Consider the following 23,804-nt stretch of genomic DNA (forward strand, 5'->3'; position numbering starts at 1 on the left):
TTAAAGGAGCGGCGTGTTTCACTTTTCAATCCGGAAAGGAGATTGAAAAAGTTATGAACCATAAACCGAAAGCACTGCAAAAAGGCGACACGGTCGGTGTGATTGCGCCCGCAAGCCCGCCTGAGAGCGGGACGCTGCAAACCGCGCTGCTGTTTTTAGAGAATGAGCTTGGCCTTCATGTGAAACTCGGCCGGGCGCTGAAGACCCGTCACGGCTATTTGGCGGGAGAAGACCGGGCGCGTCTCGATGATCTCCATGACATGTTTAGTGATCAGAATGTCAAAGCGGTGATATGCGCGTGCGGAGGATTCGGCACGGGCCGCATTGCCGCCGACATCGATTTCGGCTTAATCCGCCGCAATCCGAAAATTTTCTGGGGATACAGTGATATCACGTTTTTACATACCGCCATTCATCAAAATACAGGGCTCGTCACATTTCACGGCCCGATGCTGAGCACGGATGTCGGGCTTGAAGACGCTGATCCCCTGACAAAAGCGTCGTATCATCAGCTTTTTACAGAAACGGAATTCACCTATACGGAGGACATTTCTCCCTTAGAGGTGCTGACAGGCGGAAGGGCCGAGGGAGAGCTTGCGGGCGGCAATCTGTCGCTCATTACGTCCACACTCGGCACGCCGTTTGAAATCGATACGAAAGACAAATTGCTGTTTATCGAGGATATTGATGAGGAGCCGTATCAAATCGACAAAATGCTGAATCAATTAAAGATGGCAGGAAAACTGTCAGACGCAGCCGGAATCCTGGTCTGTGATTTTCACCAATGCGAACCGAAGCATAAAGAAAAGTCGCTTACTTTAGAGCAAGTGCTGAATGATTACATTGTCAAATCAGGGAAGCCCGCGCTTAAAGGCTTTAAAATCGGCCATTGTTCACCGAGCTTCGCCGTTCCGATCGGAGCCCGCGCGGTTATGGATACGGCGGCCAAAGCGGTAACGATTGAATCGGGGGTTTCCGGAAGGGAGTGATCAGGCGTGAGGATAACAGATATTCAAACGGGACGGATGTCCGTGCCGCTGAAAAAGCCGTTTAAGACCGCTTTGCGCACGGTTTACAATGCTGAATCGGTCATTGTGAAGCTCACTTTTGACAACGGTCTGACCGGCTGGGGGGAGGCGCCGCCGACGGTTGTCATTACAGGCGACAGCACGGCCGGTATTGAAAGCGCCGTCCACGATGTGCTGAAGCCCGTTCTCTTGGGGCGGAGCCTTTTCGGCACGGAAGCTGTTCTGTATGATATCAGCCGGCTGTTGGAAAGAAATCAAAGCGCAAAAGCCGCGGTGGATATGGCTGTATATGACGGATGGGCGCAAATGCACGGACAGCCGCTTTACCGGCTTCTCGGCGGCTATCGGAATACACTGGAAACAGATTTTACCGTCAGCGTCAATTCTCCTGAGGAGATGGCGGGGGATGCAGACCGTTATATGAACAAAGGATTTCATATTTTAAAAATAAAAGTCGGCATAGGTGACATATCGGACGATGTTGCCCGGATTCAGGCGATCAGATCACGTGTCGGCGGAAACGTCAAACTGAGATTGGACGCCAACCAAGGCTGGACGCCGAAAGAAGCCGTGACTGCGATCCGAAAGATGGAAGACGCCGGCCTCGGCATTGAGCTGGTCGAGCAGCCTGTTCATAAAGACGATATCGCCGGGCTGAAGCAGGTTACCGATGCCGTAGACACGCCGATTATGGCGGATGAGAGCGTCTTTACCCCTCGTCAGGCCTTTCACGTGCTGCAGACGAGAAGCGCCGATTTAATTAATATTAAGCTGATGAAAGCGGGCGGCATAAAGCAGGCGGAAACAATCAATGCGATGGCCGAAACGTGCGGCGTGGAATGCATGGTCGGCAGCATGATTGAGACCAAGCTCGGCATCACCGCCGCGGCTCATTTTGCCGCGGGCAAACGGAATGTGACAAGGTTTGATTTTGATGCGCCGCTTATGCTGAAAGATGATTTGATTCAAGGCGGCATCACATACAGCGGCAGTCAGATTACGATTCCCGACGAACCGGGTCTCGGCATTACCGGTGTGTCGATACAAGAGGAGGCGAAAAGATGAGAGCAGCCGTTACAGCGGCGGCAGCCAACGTATGGACGCTGCCGTCATCTCCCCGTTCGGATGATGCGCCGATGCTTGAAAACCCGCCGCAGATCAGAAAATGGTTAGCGTTTATGGGATATGAAGAGCGGCTGCAATTATGCACAGACAACCTTGTCCAAACGCAAGCGCTTTTCGGGGAAGAAGTGATCATTCTCAAAGAGGAAGGGGAATGGGCTTTTGTCGCCGTTTCCGGCCAGCCTTCAAACAAGGATGCGCGCGGATATCCGGGCTGGATGAAAAAAAGCCAGCTTTCAAAAGACGGCTTTCATACATCTTCCCCCGCCGTATGGATTACCAAACCGACAGCTTTTTTATATCACACAAACGGCGAACCGGACTTGGAAGTAAGTTTCTTAACGCGTCTTCCGGCATCAGGACGTGAGAAAGGCTTTTTCCGGGTGCTGACGCCCCTCGGAGAACGGTTCGTAAATGAAGCTGACGCAGACGAGTGCCGGCATACGGAAGGACGGGCGGCCGATGTCATCGAAACGGGCATGATGTTTCTCGGGCTTCCGTATTTATGGGGAGGACTGAGCGGTTTCGGGTTTGACTGTTCCGGGTTTATGTATTCGATATTTAAAGCAAACGGCTATACCCTTCCCCGTGATGCAAAGGACCAAGCAAAAGCCGGATGCGGCGCGGCGGTAAACGATATCCGGCCGGCTGACCTTTTGTTTTTCGCCTATGAAGAAGGAAAAGGCGCGATCCACCATGTCGGTTTGGCGCTGGGAGACGGCCGAATGCTGCACTCCCCGAAAACGGGGAAAACAATCGAAGTGCTGTCTTTGGAAGGAACCGTCTATGAAAAAGAATTATGCACCGTACGCCGCTGTATAAGCGAAAAGGGGGAATAGAAAATGACGGCATCTCCGCTCCTTGAAGTCAGCGGGCTGAAAATGCATTTTGACGCAGGAAGAAAGAAAGCCGTAAAAGCAGTCGACGGTGTCAGTTTTCACATTAAAAGAGGGGAAACATTCGGACTTGTCGGAGAATCGGGATGCGGTAAATCGACGCTCGGAAGGGTTATTCTCCGTCTGTATGACCCGACGGCCGGTTCGGTATCATATGAAGGGACGGATATACACCGTGCCGCGGCAGAACAGCGGTCTGTCTTCTTCCGCAAGCTGCAGATGATTTTCCAAGACCCTTACGCCTCGTTAAATCCGCGCCTGACCGTAAGGGAAATTATTATGGAGCCGATGGAAATCCACAATCTTTACAATACAAGAAAAGCCCGTCTGATGATGGCGGATGAACTGCTTGAAGCTGTCGGGCTCCATCCGGATTTCGGCAGCCGGTATCCTCACGAATTCAGCGGCGGACAGAGGCAGAGAATCGGGATTGCCAGAGCGCTCTCTCTGCATCCCGAATTTATCGTGGCGGATGAGCCGATTTCCGCGCTGGATGTGTCGGTACAGGCTCAGGTCGTCAACCTTTTAAAAAGGCTTCAGAAAGAGAAAGGGCTGACATTTTTATTTATCGCCCACGATTTATCAATGGTCAAGCATATCAGCGACCGGATCGGCGTGATGTATTTGGGCCGCATGATGGAAATTACAGAAAGCGCTGCGCTTTACCGGGAACCGCTTCACCCTTATACGAAGGCGCTTTTATCCTCAATCCCGATTCCTGATCCGCTTCTTGAGGACAAGCGTGAACGGATTATTCTGAAAGGGGAGCTGCCGAGCCCCCTTAACCCGCCGAGCGGCTGTGTATTCAGGACGCGGTGTCCTGAAGCGATGGAGCTCTGCGGTAAGATAACGCCTGAGCTTGAAGAAGTGAAGGCGGGGCGTTTTGTCGCCTGCCATTTATACAAAAAGTGGCTGGGACAAAACTAGCTTCAAATAATGAGAAAGGTGAATTTGGGGGTACTCAAATTCATCTTTCTTTATTTTTATGTATAAATTCTTCTATTACCTTAGAAGTTGGCAGTGAATTTTCTTAAATTCACTGCCATTAATGCGAGACCCATTTCGTTTGCTACCTTCGATTTTCCTCGTACAGAAAATCGAGTGAAACGCAAATTAGCCTTCAAGAATCCAAAAACTGGTTCCACATCGGTTTTACGTTTTCGATAGATGGCACTCGTTTTCTCTTCTGAAAGCTTCGCTCTCACATATTCTTTTTGCTGTTCCCATTTTTTGTTCACCATTAGTTTTCGATTGTTTCCTTCTTTTGCCTTGGTACATGATGAACGGAATGGGCATCCTGAACAGTCTTCGCACTCGTAGACTTTGAAACTCCTTTGGAAACCTGTAGCGTCCGTTCGGACAGAATGATATTGAAATTCTAAACGTTTCTGATTAGGGCACGTATATGTATCGGTTTCTTGATCATATACCCAGTTATCAGGATTAAATGTATTTTGTTTGTACTTTTTCTTTTGTTCCTTCAAAAACATGTTATATGTTATCAGTGCTTCTCGGTTTCTGTTTGAGAGAATATCACTAAAGTTTTGTTCACTACCATAACCTGCATCTGCAACTATATGTTTCGGTAACTCGAAATAATGTTGCTCGATCTCATCTAAAAATGGAATTAACGTACGTGTATCTGTTGGGTTTGGAAATAGACTATAAGCAAGCGCATATTGACCTTCCGTTGCGATTTGTACATTGTAACCAGCTTTCAATTGCCCGTTTTTCATATAATCATCTTTCATTCGCATAAATGTCGCATCTAGATCTGTTTTAGAATAGCTATTACGTGGTCCAAAGATTTTAAGATCCTGTTGGTACTTCCGTTTTCTTAGGATAAAATCAATCAACTGTTTACGCACTTGTTTCGGGTATTTTCGTTCCCTTCGTAAGGCTTTTCGTTCCGTAACGTCTGAAGATGCTTCTATTTGTTTATCATATTCGGTCACTACTTCGTCTACTTTTTGAACCATTTGAGTGAGCTCTCCAAATGATAGCTGTTCATCACTTTCCCGTTCCATTTGGGGTATGATTTCGTTCTCAAGCAACTCATTGTACAACTGGTTTGACTTATCAATTAAACGCTGATGAAATTTCTCAATCGCTTTCTTCCAGACAAACGTAAATTTATTCGCATTCGCTTCAATCTTTGTACCATCGATAAATATCGCTTCTTGATCGATCAGTTTTTCTTCAATCAATTGGCAGCGAAATTGGATGAAACATTGACGGATTAAATCTTTCACTACTGGTTGAACACGAAATCGGTTAATTGTACGGTAGCTTGGTTCATACCCTTGAGCTAACCACATCATACGGATACTGTCTTTTAATAGGGCCTCTATTTTACGCCCTGAAAAGACAGATTGAGTGTAGGCACATAGAATAATTTTAAGCATCATGCGTGGATGATAGGCAGGACAACCTTCATTTCGAAGAAATGGTTCAAACGCTTCTTGAGGGATACTTTCCACTAAATGATGGACATGGTAGGCAATATCATTATTTTGTAACTTTACTTCTAAATCTAAAGGCAAAACGATTTGATTCATGGTATAATCTTTAAACATAAGGACACTTCTTTCTGATTAGATTTTGTATGGTAACTTAATTTTATCAGAAGTTGTCCTTATTTTTTATTGTAAAATAATCAAAAACGGTGAAAGTTTACTCGTCGTAAAATTTCACCGTTTTTTTCGTCTTAGAGGTGGGTTTTGTCCCAGCCCCTTTTTGATTAAACCTGATGCAGAAATGACACGCAGACCGGATACGGAACCGGAATGTCAGATTGAAGCAGAGTCAATTTGCCTGTTTCCGGATCACGTTCAAACAAAACCAGATTTCCCGTTTCTTCGTTTGACGCGACAAGGAATGTCTCGGAAGGGTCAAACGCGAAATCACGCGGCCAGTTTCCTTCTGTCGGCACCCATTCAATAAGAGACAATTCACCGGAATATTGGTTGATCTTATAGATGGCGATGCTGTCATGTCCGCGGTTGGCGGCATAAAGAAATCTGCCGTCTTTAGATATGCGTATCGCGCTGCCTTGCGATTTGTCCGTAAAGCCTTCAGGCAAAGCGGAAATGACCTGCAGCTCTCTGAATTCACCTAAGGTCGGGTTGTATTCAAGCGCGATGACTTCATTACTGATTTCCGTCATGACATAGGCGTATTTTTCCGCCGGATGAAAAACGATATGGCGCGGCCCTGAACCCGGTGCGAAAGAATGAGTTTTCACCTCTGTGAGCGAACCGTTTTTCATTTGGTAAGTATAAAGCGTATCCGTCCCTAAATCGACGGCTGCAATGTAGTTATGCTCAGGTGTATAGCCTGCGAAATGGGTATGCGGTTTCTCTTGTCTTTCATGAGGACCTGTTCCCGTATGAGCGGCTTCGGCAGCCGGCTCCCGCAGACTTCCGTCCTCATTGACGGGAAAGGCGTGCACTTTTCCGCTGTGGTAATTAGCGGTTAACACATATTCATGTTTATCATCAATGCTGACGTGGCATGGAGACGGGCCTTCAATCAGCTGGTGGTTCACAAAAGTTAATTCCCCGCTGTTCTGATGAATCTGATAGGCTGCGACACCGCCTTTTCCGTCTGCCTTTTCAATGGAATACAGCATGCTGTTATCAGAATTCGGAGTGACGTATGTCGGGTTGCCGAGCTTTGCTGCCAGCTTCGGACGGCTGAGCCGTTTCGCTTCTGTATCAAGTTCAAAACAATAAATGCCTTCGCTTCCGCCTTTTGTATATGTTCCCGCGTATCCTATGTACTTAGCCATTCGGTTTCCCCCTTTAGAGTCTTGTCTTCTCTATATTAACGTATCTTGAAGGAAACTGCCTTGTAAATGTTTAAGATGTTCTGACAAGCGGCAAGGTGCAGCAGCGGAAGGAACCGCCTGATTTAATAATTTCGGAAAACTCGGTTTCAATGACCGTATAACCTCTTTTTCTGAGCTCGCGGTTCGTATGACGGTGCTGCGGCAGGCTGATAATTGTCTGATTGCCGATTGACAGGATATTCGGGCCGAGCGTGAATTGCTCTTCTTCAGGCACTTCTATCATCTCAAAACGTTCGGCGAGAAGATCAATTTCTTTCTGCCGCAAGCCATTTTTGCAGTATAGCGCTTCCGTTTCCGAGATCATATTAAATACACAGTCCAAATGTAAGAAATCCTCCTTGAGAGGGATCGGCACAACCGTCATCTCCGGCAGCGCCTCCTGCAGCTCCCGGACAGCCGCTTTATCCGTGCGCTTGCTCAGCCCGGCGTAAACGGTGCCGTCTGCGATCAAGATGTCGCCGCCTTCAATGTTCGCTTTTTTAGGGATTTTCTTATTGTCAAGCAGGCCTTGAAACACGGTTTCTTCTCCCTGCCGGACTGAAGCCGCCATGTTTGAAATAAACGCCGTCTCGCCTAAGACAAATCCGATATCCCGGGTGAATACCTGCTCAGGCAATGCGGGATCGGCAGGCAGCAGGACGACTTCAATCTGATGAGATCTTAAAATGTCAATAAACTCACTATGCTGTTTGAGGGCAACGGGTATGTTAATATTTTCTTGTTTGAAATGTTTCTGCGTTCCGTTAATAATATCCTTGATGGCCATGTGTTCCGGCCGGCATAAGATGACTGTCTGCAAAGCATCAAACTCACTGCGGCAAGCCGGTTTCCGCGTGGATTTGGGAATGGATACGTCCATGTGATATCCTCCTATCGGTATTCAATGTGCGTTTATTATTCCCGGATGTGATGAATAATGAAACATTTCTGAGAGAATATCTAACCAACTTAATATTTAAAATTTTAGACAAAACGGTCAAAGTATTGTTTAATAGGGTACAGATGAATGAGTCAAAACGACCAGACACCAAAGGGGAGTTTAAATAATATGAAGTTGCCAGAATCAAGATTTTGCAAAGAAACAAGGGTTGTTAAAACAAGCAGGGTTTTTCCGCTTGATACGAATAATCACAATACGCTGTTTGGCGGAAAGCTGATGAGCTACATTGATGATATCGCTTCAATTTCCGCGGCCCGCCACTGCCGGTGTGAAACAGTCACGGCTTCAATGGATTCTGTAGATTTTTTGCGCCCCATCGGCCAACAGGATTCCGTATGCCTTGAATCTTACGTCACATGGGTCGGCACATCGTCTATGGAGGTGTTTGTCAAAGTCATTAAAGAGCATCTGATGACGGGCGAACGCGAGCTTGCGGCAACGTCGTTTCTGACCTTTGTCGCGCTTGATTCAAACGGGAAATCGGTACCCGTTCCGCGGATCGTGCCGGAAACCGAGGAAGAAATCATGCTTCACAATACGGCCGTTCAGCGCGCCCGAGAACGAAAAAACCGCTTAAAACACAGCAAAGCCCTGGCCGAGGCGCTCGGAACAGATAAACCTTGGTAATCGTCAAACCGCTTTTTTAAAAAGCGGTTTTTTTATGCTGAGAAAGGACTTTTCCTGCCGGATCCATAATCTATAACAGGGAAAGGAGACGTGGCGTGCATGATGAAACATAAGTCTTCCGGCACCATCCTGACAACCGGGCGTATCCGTCTGCGGACTATGCGGGATGACGATGAAGAAAATTTGTACGGGCTGTTTACCGACAGAGAGGTCATGAAATATTATCCTTCTCTCAAAAGCAGACGGGAAACGAAGGAATGGATTGCCTGGAACAAACGATTGACCGCAGGATACGGCGTCAGTCTTTGGATCGCAGAGGAAAAAGAGACGGGCGCATTTCTCGGTCAATGCGGAATCGTTCCGCAGACGGTAAACGGGAACACTTTGATGGAAATCGGCTATATGTTTGCCCGCCGCCGCTGGGGCTGCGGCTATGCGACAGAGGCGGCGAATGCCTGTCTGGACTACGGTTTTCATATGCAGCAATACGGACGCATAGCGGCGCTGATTGATCCGGAAAACGCTGCCTCCGTCCGTGTCGCGGAAAAAATCGGCATGGTGCCCGGTGAGACCGTTACCAAATGGGAGAGGCAGCTGACGGTTTTTGACATCACATCTGACGTTGAACGTTTCGGCGAAATGTAGTATGATACAAACAGATATGTTTTCTAGGGTTCCGCATGTTCATACATGGCCTGGTCCGAGAGAAGACACATATGCGGACATATCCCGCATATGCACACGGAGGGAAAAAAGCCCGGGAGAGTCAATCTCATGTGAGACGACTATCCGGGCTTTTTTGTATTGTCCGGATACAGAAAGGGTGAAGAACATGAAATGGGGTTTAGTGGTCATAGCGGCCGTATTTGAAGTGGTATGGGTCACCGGCCTGAAACATGCTGATTCGGCACTGGCGTGGAGCGGCACGATTACGGGAATCATCATCAGTTTTTATCTATTAATCAAGGCGACAGACAGCCTGCCCGTAGGAACGGTATACGCGGTCTTTACCGGACTCGGGACAGCGGGCACCGTGCTCAGTGAAATCCTGCTTTTCAAAGAACAGGCCGATCCGGTGAAAATCGTGCTGATCGGCGTTTTGCTGATCGGTGTCATCGGATTAAAGCTGGTCACACAGGATAAGCCTGAGACGAAGGAGGAGAAGGCGTAATGCATTGGATCAGCCTGATAGCCGCGGGTCTTTGTGAAATGCTCGGGGTCATTTTAATGAATCAATTTCAAAAAGAAAAGAAAGTCAAGTGGATTCTTTTCATTATCGCCGGATTTGCGGCTTCTTTTTCCCTGCTTTCTTATGCGATGGAGACGATCGCGATGGGCACGGCCTATGCGATCTGGACCGGTATCGGCACAGCGGGCGGCGCATTAGCCGGCATTCTTTTCTACGGCGAGCAGAAGGATGCGAAGCGCATCTTTTTCATTGCGCTTATTTTATGCGCTGCCGTAGGGCTGAAAATTCTTTCGTAAATTGATTTTTATCAAATCTTCAGTATAATCTATTAGTAAGTTACGAATTATGAAGATACGAGGGATTAAAACAGATGAATTCATATATGACACAGCGGCTGAAAGAATACCGCCGCGGGAATGAGGAAAAAGGGCGCCTGCTTGTCAGCTGCCCCGACCAGCCGGGAATTGTATCGGCCGTGTCGGCGTTTTTGTTTGAACATGGCGCAAACATTATTGAATCAAATCAATACACGACTGACCCTGAAGGCGGACGGTTTTTTCTTAGGATCGAATTCGACTGTAAGGGCATTCGTGAGAAAAAAGAGGACTTACAGCAGGCGTTCGCCTCAATCGCCCAGACATTCGGCATGACATGGAGCCTGTCTCTGGCAAGTGAGCTGAAGCGAGTGGCGATCTTTGTATCGAAGGAGCTGCACTGTCTTCATGAACTGATTTGGGAGTGGCAAAGCGGCAATATGATGGCCGAAATTGCGGTCGTCATCAGCAACCACGAAGAGGCCAAAGAAGTGGTCGAACCGCTGAATATTCCGTTCCATTACATGAAAGCTAACAAAGACATCCGCGCCGAAGTGGAGCGGCGCCAGCTTGAGCTGCTGGAGCAGTATAAGATTGATGTGATCGTTCTTGCCCGATACATGCAGATTTTGACGTCTGATTTTGTATCTGCCCATCCGAATCGGATTATTAACATCCACCATTCATTTCTGCCGGCCTTTATCGGCGCTAATCCGTATAAACGGGCTTATGAGCGCGGAGTGAAATTAATCGGCGCGACTTCTCACTATGTGACGGACGATCTTGACGAAGGGCCGATTATTGAACAGGATATTGAACGCGTCGATCACAGAGATCACGCAGAGGATCTGAAGAATATCGGCAGAACGATTGAGCGGAGCGTGTTGGCAAGAGCCGTAAAATGGCATCTGGAAGACCGCGTCATCGTTCACGGAAACAAAACGATCGTATTTAATTAATGACGGTCCGCCGGGGAGGCGGACTGTTTTTTATGGATGAAAATGTCTTGACAAGAACCTGTTTTCTTTGCATAATATAAAAAAAACATTGAGCGTTGAAGAGGATCAGTACGCAGAACTTTCTGTGACAGAGAGCAAAATGGCCCGCTGAAACATTTTGCCGCATGAAACCTGCCGAACCTGCCTTGGAGTCCTGAGGGGAAAACTCAGGCGCGATAACCTGGCGTTACAGGAAAGCGGGACGCGTGAAAAACGCGTTCAAACAAGGTGGTACCACGGAAAGCCCATTTCGTCCTTATTTTTCAGGACGGAATGGGCTTTTTTTATTGACGAGAGCCGGTTTGGATTGATTGCCACGGAGGAGAAATGATGAAAAAACAAAGAATTGTTGTGAAAATCGGGAGCAGCTCGCTCACCAACAGTAACGGAAGTATTGATGAAGCAAAAATCAAGGAACATACGGAAGCCATTTCTTTATTAAAAGAAAACGGGCATGAAGTGATCCTCATTACCTCAGGCGCGGTGGCAGCGGGTTTTTCCGCTCTCGGCTATCCGTCGCGACCCGTTACGATAAAAGGAAAGCAGGCAGCTGCCGCAGTCGGCCAGACGCTTTTAATGCAGCAATATATGGACCATTTAAAAAGATACGGTCTGACACCGGCACAAATTTTATTAACAAGAAATGATTTCTCAAAAAGAGAGCGGTACAGAAATGCCTATGCCACTGTAATGGAACTGTTGGAGCGTGGCGTCGTGCCGATTATTAATGAGAATGATTCCACATCAGTCGAAGAGCTGACGTTCGGTGATAACGACATGCTGTCGGCGCTTGTAAGCGGGTTGATTCATGCAGACCAATTAATGATTCTCACAGACATTAACGGGCTGTACGATGCCAATCCGAATGAAAACCCCGACGCAAAGCGGTTCGACTATCTGAATGACATCACACCTGAATTGCTTGGATATGCCGGATCAGCAGGCTCAAAGGTCGGCACCGGAGGCATGAAGTCAAAACTTCTCGCCGCCCAGACCGCATTGTCGCTCGGGGTGAAGGTATTTATCGGAACCGGCTCCGGACGGGAAAAACTGATGGGAATTTTAGACGGAAAAGGCGACGGCACTTATATCGGCGATAAAGACCTGTCCTCAGTGAATAATACACGGCAATGGATCATGTTTCATTCTCCGATATCAGGGGAAATCATCATTGATGGGGGAGCGGAGCAGGCGATGATCCATAACGGGTCAAGTCTCCTCCCGGCCGGCGTCGCCGATGTCTGCGGCAGTTTTCCGAAAGGGGCCGTAGTGGAAGTCAGAGGACCCGGCGGCATTATCGGAAAAGGGCAGACGCAGTACTCATCCGATGAAATTTTAGAAGTCAAAGGGAAGCGGAGCGACCAGCTTTCAGGAACGAAGCAGGTGGAAGTGATTCACAGAGATGATTGGGTGAATTTATTTGACGAGGGGGAACACAAATGAGTGAAGTATTGCAAAAAGCGGCTTTGGCAAAAGAAGCGGCTGCCGAAATGGTCATGAAAACGACGGCTGAAAAAAACGAAGCGCTCCAATGTATTGCAGACGGACTCAGAAATGAACGCCGGCTGATTTTAACAGAGAATCAGAAAGATATTGAAGCGGGACGGAACAGAGGACTGACACCTGACATTATTGACAGGCTGACTCTTGATGAAAAACGCCTGCTCGATATCGCGGACGCCGTGGAACTGCTAATCGGTCTTGAAGATCCCGTCGGTGAATCGCTGGAGACCATTCAAAAAGAGAATGGATTATCTATTGAAAAAATCCGCGTGCCCCTTGGAGTAGTGGGCATGATCTATGAGGCCAGACCGAACGTTACCGTAGACGCGGCGACACTCTGCCTGAAAACCGGAAACGCGGTTGTGCTCAGAGGAAGTTCTTCCGCCATCCACAGCAACATAGCGCTTGTCAGTGTGATGAAACGCGCACTTGGGCTGTCAAAGCTTCCGATTGATGCCGTTCAGCTCATAGAAGATACAAGCAAAGAAACCGCCAAACAGCTCTTTACATTAAATGACGGGCTGGATGTATTGATCCCGCGCGGCGGTAAAAATTTAATTGATCTTGTTGTCAGGGAATCAACCGTACCCGTTTTAGAAACCGGAGCGGGCAATTGCCACGTGTACATAGATGAGTCAGCAGATCCTCAAATGGCAAGCGAGGTCGTCATCAATGCCAAAACACAGCGTCCTTCGGTCTGCAACGCGATTGAATCTCTTTTGATTCATGAAAAATGGGCCGAAGAACACGGACGAAAGCTGCTGAATCAGCTGACAGAAAAAGGGGTGGAGCTCCGGGGAGACCAGGTGATTTGCAGACTGGAGCCTCAAGCGAAACAAGCAGAAGAAGCCGATTGGGGAGCGGAGTACCTGGCGCCGATTCTCAGTGTGAAAACGGTGCAGGACGTACAGGAGGCGGTCCGCCACATTCAGCAGTACGGCACAAACCATTCAGAAGCCATTCTGACGGAGAACGCCGAGCATGCGGCTTACTTCCAGACCGCCGTTGACGCCGCCGCCGTGTATCATAATGCTTCAACCCGGTTTACAGACGGTTTTGAATTCGGATACGGAGCCGAAATCGGCATCAGCACGCAAAAGCTTCACGCGAGAGGGCCGATGGGGCTTCCGGCGTTAACATCTACAAAAATCATCATCAAAGGAAACGGACAAATCCGCGTATAATCTTTTAAGCTTATCCTTCAAAAAGGGTAGGCTTTTTTTATGCGGAAAGATTGACGGTTTCTATTATATTGTGTAAGATTAAATTGTACACAATATAATAGGGGTGAATTCACATGACAAAACCATTATTTACTGCAACCGTATCAGCCGCCGGCGGACGTGAAGGGAAAGTCACGTCTTCTGACGGAGTGCTGAATCTTGATGTTGCCATGCCGGGAACGCCAAGAGCAAAAAAGCTCGAGCATGCCACAAACCCTGAACAGCTGTTTGCCGCAGGATATTCAGCCTGCTTTGACAGCGCTCTTCAGCTCGTAGCAAGAAAAGAGCGTCTGAGTATTGAAACAGAGGTCACTGCGCATGTCAGTCTGCTGAAAGATGAAGCAGACCAAGGATATAAACTAGGCGTTACGCTTGAGGTCAAAGCAGCCGGCATTGATAAACAGGAGCTTGAAGCCCTTATCCAAAAAGCGCACGGTGTCTGCCCGTATTCAAAAGCGACAGCGGGAAATATTGAAGTGAAGCTTCTGGCAGCAGAATAAAAATAAGGATGCCCATTTGGGGCATCCTTATTTTTTGCCGTGCAGCGTATTCAAAACCTCATAAAGCGACTGCTTTAACTGCTTTAATTCCTCTTTTGACCGTCCCGTCTGTTCCAGCATGGCAATGGGGATATCCGCCGCTGTTTTCTGCAAGGCCCGTCCTTCATCTGTGAGCCTGATCGTCACGGATCGCTCGTCTTCAGCCGACCGCTTTCTCATGATGATTCCGTGCTGCTCCATCCGTTTCAGCATCGGTGTCAGCGTTCCGGAATCCAGGTACAAAAGCTCACCCATCCGTTTCACATTCAGTTCTTCGTGCTCCCATAATAAAAGCAGCGCCAAATACTGGGGATAAGTTACGTTGAGCTTATCAAGCAGCGGTTTGTACCGTTTCGTCATTTCCCTTGAGCTTGCGTACAGCAAAAAACAAAGCTGATTCTCCAGTTTCATATGTTCAAAATCTTTTTCTGCCATTACTTCTTTCACCAACTCTTTGTTTGTTAACGTTACCCCTATTGTAGCCGAAAAACGGTCCATTTCCTATTCCTCATGTTTAAAAATATGAGCAGGGGCAATATATACAGTAAGTACAATGAGGAGGCTGATAATAATGGCATTATTTACTTCAAAAGCGACCGCAGTCGGCGGACGAGCAGGACATATTAAATCCGAAGACGGGGTGCTGGATTTTGACATCATCATGCCGAATGCAAAAAAAGACGGAGAAACCGGCACAAACCCTGAACAGCTCTTTGCGGCAGGGTATGCTGCCTGCTTCGGGGGAGCGCTTGAGCTTGCCGCCCAAAAACAAAAAATCGACATGACCTCTGAAATTGAAGGACAGGTCAGCCTTTTAAAAGATGAGAGTGACGGAGGTTACAAAATCGGCGTAACGCTCGTCATTGATACAAAAGATCTTGACAAAGAAACGGCGGAGAAGCTAGTGCACGCCGCTCACGAGTTCTGTCCGTATTCAAAAGCAACAAGAGGAAATGTAGACGTCAAACTTGAATTAAAATAAATCAACGAACGAATATCCCGGATTTCATATCCGGGATATTTTATTAACGAAAACATCAGTAATGATCTCTTCTCTCCCGGAATAAGTATACGATATAGCACTTTTGCATAATGACACCAAGAGAAAAGAGGGAGAAATCGATGTCTCTTCCAAACATACCGAACATCACCCCCGACATTACACTCTCCAGATGTGAGACCCTGAACCTCCTTCTTTCATCCGTGGCTATGGAAGAAATCGGACTATCCCATATTCTGCAGGCGGAAGCGGAAAGGATTCAAATGTTTCTCGGCGCTTCCGGCGATCCCTCCTTGGAGGAACTGTCATCAATCAATAGAAGCACTGAACGGCTCCTGCGCACCGTCATGAAATCACAACTCCTTTTGCAGACGAAGCTTGAGGACATTATCTTCTTACAGGATTCTGAAGCCTGTATGGACCCGGACGACCCAAGCAATCCGAGTAATCCGGGCGATCCTGATGACCCGTGGAATCCGGACGACCCAAGTAATCCGAGTGATCCGGGCGATCCTGATGACCCGTGGAATCCGGACGATCCCAGTGATCCGGAAGATCCATGCGACCCGTGCTTTCCGAATCCGCATCCTGAAGATCCGTGTGACGGCCTGTTTTACGGCCGCATTGGCTGCTGTGAGTGCGGGGATTGTGAGGACTGCGGTTGGAAGAAAAAAGGCGGGGAGCGTTCATAAAAAAAGAGACGGGTGAAGCATATGCCGTATCCAAGCATCTCAAAAGCGAAACAGACATCTTTTGAAGCCATGCATTGCCTCACGATTGCGCTGTTAAATATATTATCTGTGACCGTGGATAAAAGAAGGGATTCAGATTACAAAGAAGAAATCAGGCTGTTCTCCGCATTGTGCCGCTGGCAGATGGAAACTGGCGGCCGTCTGTTTTTAATGGTCAGCCTGGAAGAAGAGCAGAAGCAGATGTATGAGCGGCACTTTCATGAAATGAAGACAGTTACGGAACGAACGAAAAAATTCATTTTTGAAAGCCCGCGCGAATTCCGGGCGCATCCCATTACGAAGCGGGCTGTCAGGCAGCTTCAGGAATGGGATGCAGAATCAACTGCCGAACCTGCCGTCAGATGGGTGCGGCCTGTCATCATAACGATGAACGGCACTCCTGAACGGCCTTGGTTCAATCAACAACTCCAAAATCGGGAAAGGTGAGAAAATGAGCGGAAATGCTGAATGTAAACTGACTCTTTGCATGATTGTGAAAAACGAGGAGAGATACATCTCCCGTTGTTTATCAAGTGTACAAGACATCGTTGATGAGATCGTCATCGCAGACACCGGATCACAAGATAATACAAAAGATATATGCAAAAGCTTTCAGGCAAGAGTGTTTGATTTCGAATGGGAGAATGATTTCGCAAAGGCCAGAAATTACGCCCTGCAGCATGCCGAAGGGGATTGGATTTTAATGCTTGACGCGGATGAAGAGCTCGATCAGGAGACGGGCCGCTTTTTAACTTCGCTGCTTCATGACGGATTACCGAGCCGGGGCCTTTTGAAAATCATCAATTATACGGGGAAGCAGCTCGATGAAAACGAAGCGTTTGAAAGCATGCAGCCGAGACTGTTCCGCAATCATAAAGGCCTTCTGTATCAAGGCAGAATTCACGAGAATATCTCGGCTTCCAATGAGGAAGAAAACAATGCTTTTTTCACGCTCCCATGTGTGATTCATCACTACGGCTACTTGGAGCAGGAAGAAAAGATCAAGCAAAAACATAAACGGAATATCAGCATTTTAAATGAAGAGCTTTCAGAGGAAAACCCTGATCCGTGGCTTGTCTATCATTTGGCAAGTGAATGCTACAGAATAAAAGACTATGAAAAAGCATTACATCTTGTCAACGGCTCAATTTTTCAATTTTTAAGCGAAAAACGAATGCCTCCGTCTCTCCTGTATTATTTGAAATATACAATATTGCTTGAGCTCAAACGGTATGAAGAAGCCGAACAAGGGATTGAAAAAGTGCTCAAGCTATATCCTGATTACAGCAATCTTCATTATTATAAAGGCCTTGTATTATATCATTTGGAAAAGTACAGAGCGGCAATCAAAGCATTTGAAAACGGAACGCAGGTTGAAGGAGAAAACGCTGATCACTTAATTTTAAAAGGTGCCGCCGATTTCAGAGCTTTTTATTATATGGCGAAATGCCATGCTGAATTAAACCATGATATGACGGCCATCGCTTACGCCAAAAAATCCGTGAAGTTCAATCCTCAATTTAAACCCGCGCAAGAGCTTCTGTCTCAATTAAAAAAGGATCAGCGGACAAACGCCTGATCCTTTTTTTTGCATGTTTCATTAAGATAATCGAATAATGTTTAAAGCTGCACCGACGCTTCCTCCAAGCAATGTGGCCGCACCCAATAATCCGAACAGCTGAAGCTGGATGGTGCTGCCTGCTGGCAAAGTCACAATAAAGGAGTTATTAAAGTTTGCCAAAGACGCGACCGGGGCGATAATCGAACTTGCAGGAGGAGTGCCGTTGATTAAAATACGCGAACTTACAAGCAAGCCGGCCGTTAAATTAATATGGTAGGAGATATAGTAACGTCCCGCCGGAGCAACGGTGAATACGGTATTTGCGGCATTAGCCGTTATATCCGCCGAAAGGTTTTGTTCATTCGGTAAAGAAATGGTCGTGCCGCCGACAATAACTGCGACAACACCGCCGCCCGTATTGCTTGCATAGCCGGAAGTTGCTGTCAGACTTGTTCCGGTGCTTCCGGTCGGTCCGGTGCCGCCAGTAGCGCCGGTGCTTCCGGTCGGTCCGGTAACGCCAGTAGCGCCGGTAATTCCAGTCGGTCCGGTGCCGCCAGTAGCGCCGGTGCTTCCAGTCGGTCCGGTGCCGCCAGTAGCGCCGGTAAATCCGGTCGGTCCGGTAACGCCAGTAGCACCGGTAAATCCGGTCGGTCCGGTAACGCCAGTAGCGCCGGTGCTTCCGGTCGGTCCGGTAACGCCAGTAGCACCGGTAAATCCGGTCGGTCCGGTGTCGCCAGTAGCGCCGGTGCTTCCCACCGCAGCTAAAAGTGTATAGTCAGCTGAGGCTCCAGGGGTTCCCGCCGGGCTGTTTACGTTTGCGACGTAAGAGCTGCCGTTGAAAGTAACTGGCTGTCCGGCGGTATAGGCAGCGGCGGCGAGGGGATCAAACGGTACGATGCCCTGCAGTCCGGCGCCCGTGACCCCTGTCGGCCCGGTCGGCCCCGCGGCGGCAAGCAGTGTATAATCCGGCGATGTCCCGGGAATGCCTGAAGGGTTATTGATATTTACGACATAAGAAGCACCCTCATACAATACAACCTGCCCCGCTGTATAAAAAGGCGCAGCAGTGGGATCAAAATCTGTCAATCCTGTCAATCCGGCTCCTGTAGCGCCTGTTGGTCCGATCGGCCCGGTTGATCCTGCGGCAGCTAAAAGCGTATAATCGGCAGACGTATCCGGAATCCCTGCCGGCGAAGCTGTGTTCACGACATAGGAGCTTCCGTTATACAAGACAACCTGTCCGGGTGTATAAGCGGGAGCAATCAGCGGATTAAAAGCAACAATCCCTTGAAGACCCGCACCGGTGACCCCCGTCGGCCCGGTCGGTCCGGTTGGCCCTGTCGCTCCGGCCGGGCCGATTGCTCCCGTCGGTCCTGCGGGCCCGCCGGCTGGTCCCGTCGGCCCCGTAGCACCAGTCGGTCCCGCCAGTGTAGGGATATTTGAGATACTGTCCAATTTTGAACCGAGAAGAAGCTCCTGTTTCATTAAGCTGTCAAGCGTATCCCGGACGCTCTCATTCAAGTTCAGAATATCCGCAAGACTTGACGGGGGCCCTGTTAATCCGGGAATCGTTCCGAGCGCGTATTGGATTTTTTCCCCTTCCGCATTCAGAATATGTGCCATTCCCAGCTCTTCCATAGCAATTGACGAAAGAAGAAGGTTAATGGTATCGTCTCTGGAAAGTGTAACGACAGGGGTGATATTAGGCAAATTAGGCTGTGACACAATGTCCCTCCTTATGAGTTGGCTGAAAATCATTTTATTACGAACAAAGTTCCCCGAAATAAGCGTAAGCAGTACTGTATCAGTATATTCACTGACTCTGTCCAAGTTTCTGAACGAATTCCCGCATTAAATTCATCATATATGAAGGAAATACTTTAAATATAGAGAAAATACATCGCACAGCATTCGCAAATCGGTCAAAATGACAGCGGGACATGTGATCGTCTATAAAGCGATGGCTACATATCTTGAGCGTTTCCAGTAAAAACTCTCTTTTTCATTTCAAGTTTTCTGTATAAGAGGGCGAGAAGCATGGATGGGATCGTACAAACAATCATTCCGATAAAGGCATACCGGGGTTCAATTTCATATAAAAAACCTCCGAAAATAGTAAATACCGCAGTGCTCCAGCTGAGAGCAAGCGCTGAATATATGCCTTGGGCTTTCGGGATTTGCGCCGGTGAAATATTCTTAATTAAGTATTTCATAAATGCATAGTGTCCCATCGCGAATGAACAGGCATGCAGCGTCTGCGCAATACAGAAAATGATGACATGCGGAAAGGCAAATACGAGTATCCAGCGTACGGTAGCACCAAGCGCCGCCAAGGCGAGCAAAGAGCCTGCCGTAAATTGATGAAAGTATCGGTCAGCGATTGCAAAGAAGATAATCTCCGCGATAACGGCGATGTTGATGATGATTCCGATGGCATATGCGGGCGCATCGATTTCCTGCAAAAAGAGATAACCGTAATTGTAGTAAGATGCATGTGCCGCCTGCAGTAAGATAACGATTGCGAGCACCAGACCGAAATATTTGATGCGGAATAAGGCAAACATACCCTCTTTTCTTGCGCGGTCTGTTTCCGGCCGTTTCGAGAGGACAGCTGGTGCATGCATAAAGCTGAGGCATGCGAATATCAGGGTGCCCAAAAGCAGTGCCCATAAAATCGCTTGATCTCCGAATATACCTGTAAAGACGGACAGGATGACGCCGGCTGAAACAAAACCCGCGGACCCCCACTGGCGGCTTGTCCCATAAGCCTTTAATTCGTTATGCTGTACAAGGACGCCGCAAGCGCTGTCTAAAGCAGGCATTAAAGCAGGGTAAAACACATGCAGCACTAATGTGACAAGAAGCAGGCTTTGAAAAGAATCAGCGGGAATATAACATAAAAGTGCGAGAAGCGTCCCGATTCTGGCGCCGTTTAATAAGGCTTTGCTGCTGAATTTTCCTGATAAATAAGGGAAGAAAAATAATGTGGAAATCCCTCTTGCCGCCAAGCCCAGGCTCATAATGAAACTGGCTTCGGATACGGAAACCCCTTTTATATGCACCATCCATCCCGTCCAATAGGGCAGAAAAACACCCCATGTCATAAAAAAACTAAAAAAATGCAGACTCATCCAGCGATATGCTTTCATTCCCGTTCCTCCTTTAATTGGCATGTTATCATGTAAGGACATAAAGACAATATGAGATATCTCATATTTTTGGGGTGGACGATGGAAATTTATAAAGGCGAGAAAAAGCGGCATCAGTTAGAAAAACACTCAATCGCGCATTTATTCTCTTTCCCCGCTGAAGAGTTTATGGAAGTGCGCGAATATGAGCGGGACGAATGGATGATTCAAGAGGGCAGGAGGCCTGACTTCCTGTTTTACGTGATTGAAGGAAAAGCGAAAATATATGTAACCCATCAAAACGGGAAAGTTTCTTTAATTAATTTTATCAACAAAAATGATTACATCGGAGAGATGGAACTATTACATGAAGTGTATTACACAAAAGGAATTCAAGCCTCAGCGAAGACTGTTTGTTTTGCTCTGCCTATTTACCGCTGCCGCGCGCAATTGCTGCAGGATGCGAAATTCCTGCGTGAGTTGGCTAAGTTTTTAAGTGCTAAGGCAACGCTTATGGCTTCGAAATATTCACAAAGTCTGGCGTTCCCGCTTGAAAACCGGCTTGCTGATTTTATTTTGCAGACGGCTTATGAAGGGGTTTATAAAGAGAAGCACGTAACGGTCTGTGATTATTTGGGTGTATCTTACCGTCATCTCTTGCATGTGCTGACGCAATTCTGCCAAAAAGGGTATTTGCAAAAAGAAGGGCGGGGCTATCAAATTAAGCAGTATGATTCACTAAGTGAACTTGCAGAAGCGCTGAAGAATAAGTAGCACGCCCAGAAAAAACAGCCACCCGCGATTTGCGGATGGCTGTTTTCATTATACAAGCTGAGCTTGTTTTTTTCGTGCCTGTTTCGCGGCGTCGACCATATTTTTTAATGCCGCAACGGTTTCTTCCTGCTGTCTTGTTTTCAGTCCGCAGTCCGGGTTTACCCAGAAGCGGTCAGTCGGACACACTTCAAGCGCGTCATCAATAATTTGATAGATTTCTTCAGTTGCCGGCACACGCGGGCTGTGAATGTCGTATACACCGAGTCCGAGGCCTTTCACGTAAGGATGTTCTTTCAAGTATTCTAAAAATCCTCCGTGGCTTCTGCTGTGTTCGATTGTAATGACATCCGCGTCAAGATCATTGATCGTATCTACGATATCTTCAAAGTTGCTGTAACACATATGCGTATGAATCTGCGTCTCATTTTGCACAGAAGACGTCGTTAACCGGAATGCTTCTGCGGCCCAAGTTAAATATTCATCCCAATCCTGCGTTTTTAACGGCAGTCCTTCGCGGAGCGCGGGTTCATCCACTTGGATAATTTGGATACCGGCATCTTCAAGCGCTTTTACTTCTTTTCTGAGGGCAAGCCCGATCTGGAAGGCGATTTCTTTTCTTGAAATATCCACACGCGGGAATGACCAGTTTAAGATGGTGACAGGTCCCGTCAGCATGCCTTTCATGTGTTTTTCCGTCAGCGATTGGGCGTAGACCGTATCTTTTACCGTCATCGGTTCGATAAATTCGACATCTCCGAAAATGACAGGCGGACGTACGCAGCGTGAACCGTAAGACTGCACCCATGCATATTTCGTAAAGGCGAATCCGGCCAGTTTTTCACCGAAGTATTCGACCATGTCCGTCCGCTCAAATTCTCCGTGAACGAGCACGTCTAAGCCGATTTCTTCCTGAATGTCAACCCAGCGCTTCGTTTCCGCATTAATAAAGGTTTGGTACTGTTCATCTGTCCAATCTTTTTTCCGCCATTTTTGCCGTGCGCTCCGCACCTCGGCAGATTGAGGGAAGCTTCCGATTGTCGTCGTCGGCAGAAGGGGAAGACCGAGTGATTCATTTTGCAGCGCCAATCGTTCTTCAAAGCTTGCCGGACGGGAGAAATCTTTTTCAGTCAGCTGATTCAGCTCTTCTTTTTGATCTGAGTTCGCTCCTGTTGCGAATGCTTTTAAAGCCTTAAGTGCCGCTTTTGACTCTTCGATCTGCTCACTGACGGCCGCTTTGCCGGACAGAAGCCCTTCTTTTAAGACGCCGAGTTCCGCCAGTTTTTCTTTAGCGTATGACAGGCCGTTCAGCAAATCCTTTTCAAGGTGCTCGTCAGGGTGTTTTGCCACCGGCACGTGCAGAAGGCTGCTTGAAGGCTGAATCCATAATTCCTCAACGTCAGCGTGGCTGAGGATATCCAGAGCTGCATCAAGGCGTTCTTCAACATCGATTTTCCAAATGTTGCGCCCGTCGATCACACCGGCTGCCAGCACTTTATCTTTCGGGAAGCCGTGCTTTTTCAGCTGCTCAAGGTTTCTGCCTTTATCATGCACGAAGTCAAGCCCGATTCCCTGTACGGGATAAGAAACGAGTTCTTCATATGCATCAACCGAATCAAAGTATGTCTGCAGGAGAACATTCAGTCCTGAAAGCTCTTTTGTGATCGCTTCATAGAGGTCTTTGGCGGCACGGACGTCTTCAGAAGAAGCTGTCACAAGAGCAGGCTCATCAATCTGAACCCATTTGACGCCTTCTGCTTCAAGCTCTTTCAGCAGCTGCACATAAAGAGGAACAAGGCATTTTTGAATCGCTTTCGCTTCTGATTCTTCGTATCCTTTCGCAAGCGTGACGAATGTGTACGGACCGACGATGACAGGTTTCGTTTCCGCTCCGAATTCTTCTTTGATCCGGCGGTAGTCATCAAGCTGTTTGTTTCTCGTCAGACGGAATTCAATGCTTTCGTCATATTCAGGAACGATGTAATGGTAGTTGGTATTAAACCATTTCGTCATTTCACTGGAAACGGCGTCTTTTACACCGCGGGCAATCGCAAAGTATGTATCAACGGGATCCGTGATGCTGCGGAATCTTTCCGGAATCCAGTTAAAGCTGACGGCTGTATCAAGCACATGGTCATAATGGGTGAAATCAGAGACCGGCACGATATCGATATGTTGGTCAAGCTGTGTTTTGACAGCTGATAAGAATAAACCGTCAAGTTCTTTAAGAAACGTTTCTTTGTCAGTGTTTCCTTTCCAATAAGCCTCAAGCGCTTTTTTCCATTCTCTGTTCAAGCCGATTCTCGGAAAACCGAGGTTCGAAGTTTTGATTGTTGTCATTAAGTTTCCTCCTTTAAGTGAGATGTAACAAAAAAGCCCCTTTC

24 protein-coding genes, 1 riboswitch and 1 other annotated feature are annotated in these 23,804 nt (G+C 47.7%); of the genes, 17 read left to right on the forward strand and 7 right to left on the reverse strand.

Going from position 1 to position 23,804, the window contains the following annotated elements:
- Positions 1-53: 53 nt before the first annotated feature.
- Genes NYE50_RS07395 through NYE50_RS07410 form a run of 4 tightly spaced genes read left to right on the forward strand, consistent with a single transcriptional unit; the run spans position 54 to position 3,973 of the window.
- On the forward strand, positions 54-989 hold the full coding sequence (locus NYE50_RS07395; protein WP_014417538.1) for a S66 peptidase family protein: 936 nt from the start codon (positions 54-56) through the stop codon (positions 987-989).
- Between the two features lie 36 nt (positions 990-1,025).
- Positions 1,026-2,093 (forward strand): dipeptide epimerase, encoded by a 1,068-nt coding sequence (locus tag NYE50_RS07400; protein ID WP_206695487.1) that lies wholly within the window; start codon positions 1,026-1,028, stop codon positions 2,091-2,093.
- Positions 2,090-2,989 (forward strand): C40 family peptidase, encoded by a 900-nt coding sequence (locus NYE50_RS07405; RefSeq protein WP_014417540.1) that lies wholly within the window; start codon positions 2,090-2,092, stop codon positions 2,987-2,989. Before NYE50_RS07400 ends, NYE50_RS07405 begins: the two co-directional genes overlap by 4 nt.
- 3 nt (positions 2,990-2,992) lie before the next feature.
- Positions 2,993-3,973, forward strand: a complete 981-nt coding sequence (locus tag NYE50_RS07410; protein ID WP_224988657.1) for an ABC transporter ATP-binding protein — start codon at positions 2,993-2,995, stop codon at positions 3,971-3,973.
- A gap of 80 nt (positions 3,974-4,053) precedes the next feature.
- Here NYE50_RS07410 and NYE50_RS07415 read toward each other — a convergent pair whose 3' ends face one another.
- From NYE50_RS07415 to NYE50_RS07425, 3 genes are all read right to left on the reverse strand, one after another.
- Entirely contained in the window at positions 4,054-5,622 is a 1,569-nt protein-coding gene (locus NYE50_RS07415) for an IS1182 family transposase (RefSeq protein ID WP_340762868.1), read from the reverse strand.
- 164 nt (positions 5,623-5,786) lie between these two features.
- On the reverse strand, positions 5,787-6,836 hold the full coding sequence (locus NYE50_RS07420; protein WP_012117380.1) for a lactonase family protein: 1,050 nt from the start codon (positions 6,834-6,836) through the stop codon (positions 5,787-5,789).
- Between the two features lie 70 nt (positions 6,837-6,906).
- Positions 6,907-7,755 (reverse strand): dimethylarginine dimethylaminohydrolase family protein, encoded by an 849-nt coding sequence (locus NYE50_RS07425; protein WP_159354057.1) that lies wholly within the window; start codon positions 7,753-7,755, stop codon positions 6,907-6,909.
- A 189-nt stretch (positions 7,756-7,944) separates the two neighbouring features.
- Here NYE50_RS07425 and NYE50_RS07430 point away from each other — a divergent pair, with 189 nt between their 5' ends.
- The 8 genes from NYE50_RS07430 (at position 7,945) to NYE50_RS07465 (ending at position 14,190) form a co-directional block, all read left to right on the forward strand.
- Entirely contained in the window at positions 7,945-8,463 is a 519-nt protein-coding gene (locus tag NYE50_RS07430; RefSeq protein ID WP_159354058.1) for an acyl-CoA thioesterase, read from the forward strand.
- Positions 8,464-8,562: 99 nt separating this feature from the next.
- Positions 8,563-9,108, forward strand: a complete 546-nt coding sequence (locus NYE50_RS07435; RefSeq protein WP_159354059.1) for a GNAT family N-acetyltransferase — start codon at positions 8,563-8,565, stop codon at positions 9,106-9,108.
- Between the two features lie 12 nt (positions 9,109-9,120).
- Positions 9,121-9,229: riboswitch (guanidine-I (ykkC/yxkD leader) on the forward strand.
- Between the two features lie 66 nt (positions 9,230-9,295).
- The gene (locus NYE50_RS07440; protein ID WP_007407236.1) at positions 9,296-9,634 is read left to right on the forward strand and encodes a DMT family transporter; all 339 of its coding nucleotides are present in this window, start codon (positions 9,296-9,298) and stop codon (positions 9,632-9,634) included.
- Entirely contained in the window at positions 9,634-9,948 is a 315-nt protein-coding gene (locus NYE50_RS07445; protein ID WP_007407235.1) for a DMT family transporter, read from the forward strand. The genes NYE50_RS07440 and NYE50_RS07445 overlap by 1 nt, the downstream gene beginning before the upstream one ends.
- A gap of 74 nt (positions 9,949-10,022) precedes the next feature.
- Complete coding sequence (gene purU / locus NYE50_RS07450; RefSeq protein WP_003154764.1) at positions 10,023-10,925, forward strand: formyltetrahydrofolate deformylase; 903 nt, start codon at positions 10,023-10,025, stop codon at positions 10,923-10,925.
- Between the two features lie 86 nt (positions 10,926-11,011).
- Positions 11,012-11,225: a binding site (T-box leader), on the forward strand.
- 69 nt (positions 11,226-11,294) lie between these two features.
- Complete coding sequence (gene proB / locus NYE50_RS07455) at positions 11,295-12,407, forward strand: glutamate 5-kinase (RefSeq protein ID WP_032874651.1); 1,113 nt, start codon at positions 11,295-11,297, stop codon at positions 12,405-12,407.
- Positions 12,404-13,651, forward strand: coding sequence for a glutamate-5-semialdehyde dehydrogenase (proA, locus tag NYE50_RS07460; RefSeq protein WP_012117384.1), 1,248 nt, complete (start codon positions 12,404-12,406; stop codon positions 13,649-13,651). The genes proB and proA overlap by 4 nt, the downstream gene beginning before the upstream one ends.
- Positions 13,652-13,764: 113 nt before the next feature.
- A complete protein-coding gene (locus NYE50_RS07465; RefSeq protein ID WP_095061377.1) occupies positions 13,765-14,190 on the forward strand; it encodes an organic hydroperoxide resistance protein in 426 nt (141 codons plus the stop codon).
- Positions 14,191-14,217: 27 nt separating this feature from the next.
- On the opposite strand, the gene NYE50_RS07470 is transcribed toward NYE50_RS07465, so the two are convergent.
- A complete protein-coding gene (locus NYE50_RS07470; protein ID WP_014417547.1) occupies positions 14,218-14,727 on the reverse strand; it encodes a MarR family winged helix-turn-helix transcriptional regulator in 510 nt (169 codons plus the stop codon).
- 73 nt (positions 14,728-14,800) lie between these two features.
- Here NYE50_RS07470 and NYE50_RS07475 point away from each other — a divergent pair, with 73 nt between their 5' ends.
- From NYE50_RS07475 to NYE50_RS07490, 4 genes are all read left to right on the forward strand, one after another.
- A complete protein-coding gene (locus NYE50_RS07475) occupies positions 14,801-15,211 on the forward strand; it encodes an organic hydroperoxide resistance protein (RefSeq protein WP_003154758.1) in 411 nt (136 codons plus the stop codon).
- A gap of 140 nt (positions 15,212-15,351) precedes the next feature.
- The gene (locus NYE50_RS07480) at positions 15,352-15,921 is read left to right on the forward strand and encodes a hypothetical protein (RefSeq protein WP_014417549.1); all 570 of its coding nucleotides are present in this window, start codon (positions 15,352-15,354) and stop codon (positions 15,919-15,921) included.
- A gap of 21 nt (positions 15,922-15,942) precedes the next feature.
- Positions 15,943-16,407 carry a hypothetical protein gene (locus tag NYE50_RS07485; RefSeq protein WP_017417627.1) on the forward strand — a complete coding sequence of 155 codons (465 nt, stop codon included), beginning with the start codon at positions 15,943-15,945 and terminating at the stop codon, positions 16,405-16,407.
- A 4-nt stretch (positions 16,408-16,411) separates the two neighbouring features.
- Positions 16,412-17,539, forward strand: a complete 1,128-nt coding sequence (locus NYE50_RS07490; RefSeq protein WP_025649651.1) for a glycosyltransferase — start codon at positions 16,412-16,414, stop codon at positions 17,537-17,539.
- A 21-nt stretch (positions 17,540-17,560) separates the two neighbouring features.
- On the opposite strand, the gene NYE50_RS07495 is transcribed toward NYE50_RS07490, so the two are convergent.
- Together NYE50_RS07495 and NYE50_RS07500 are read right to left on the reverse strand one after the other, a co-directional pair.
- Positions 17,561-19,246 carry a BclA C-terminal domain-containing protein gene (locus tag NYE50_RS07495; protein WP_318248547.1) on the reverse strand — a complete coding sequence of 562 codons (1,686 nt, stop codon included), beginning with the start codon at positions 19,244-19,246 and terminating at the stop codon, positions 17,561-17,563.
- 239 nt (positions 19,247-19,485) lie between these two features.
- A complete protein-coding gene (locus NYE50_RS07500; RefSeq protein WP_159354062.1) occupies positions 19,486-20,670 on the reverse strand; it encodes an MFS transporter in 1,185 nt (394 codons plus the stop codon).
- 81 nt (positions 20,671-20,751) lie between these two features.
- On the opposite strand from NYE50_RS07500, the gene yeiL reads away from it, so the two are divergent.
- Positions 20,752-21,423, forward strand: coding sequence for a transcriptional regulator YeiL (yeiL, locus tag NYE50_RS07505; RefSeq protein WP_061862115.1), 672 nt, complete (start codon positions 20,752-20,754; stop codon positions 21,421-21,423).
- Between the two features lie 48 nt (positions 21,424-21,471).
- On the opposite strand, the gene metE is transcribed toward yeiL, so the two are convergent.
- Positions 21,472-23,760, reverse strand: a complete 2,289-nt coding sequence (gene metE, locus NYE50_RS07510; protein ID WP_172869163.1) for a 5-methyltetrahydropteroyltriglutamate--homocysteine S-methyltransferase — start codon at positions 23,758-23,760, stop codon at positions 21,472-21,474.
- Positions 23,761-23,804: the final 44 nt, after the last annotated feature.

It is taken from the genome of Bacillus sp. EU55 (assembly GCF_038005925.1).
In the GTDB taxonomy this organism is placed as follows: domain Bacteria; phylum Bacillota; class Bacilli; order Bacillales; family Bacillaceae; genus Bacillus; species Bacillus velezensis.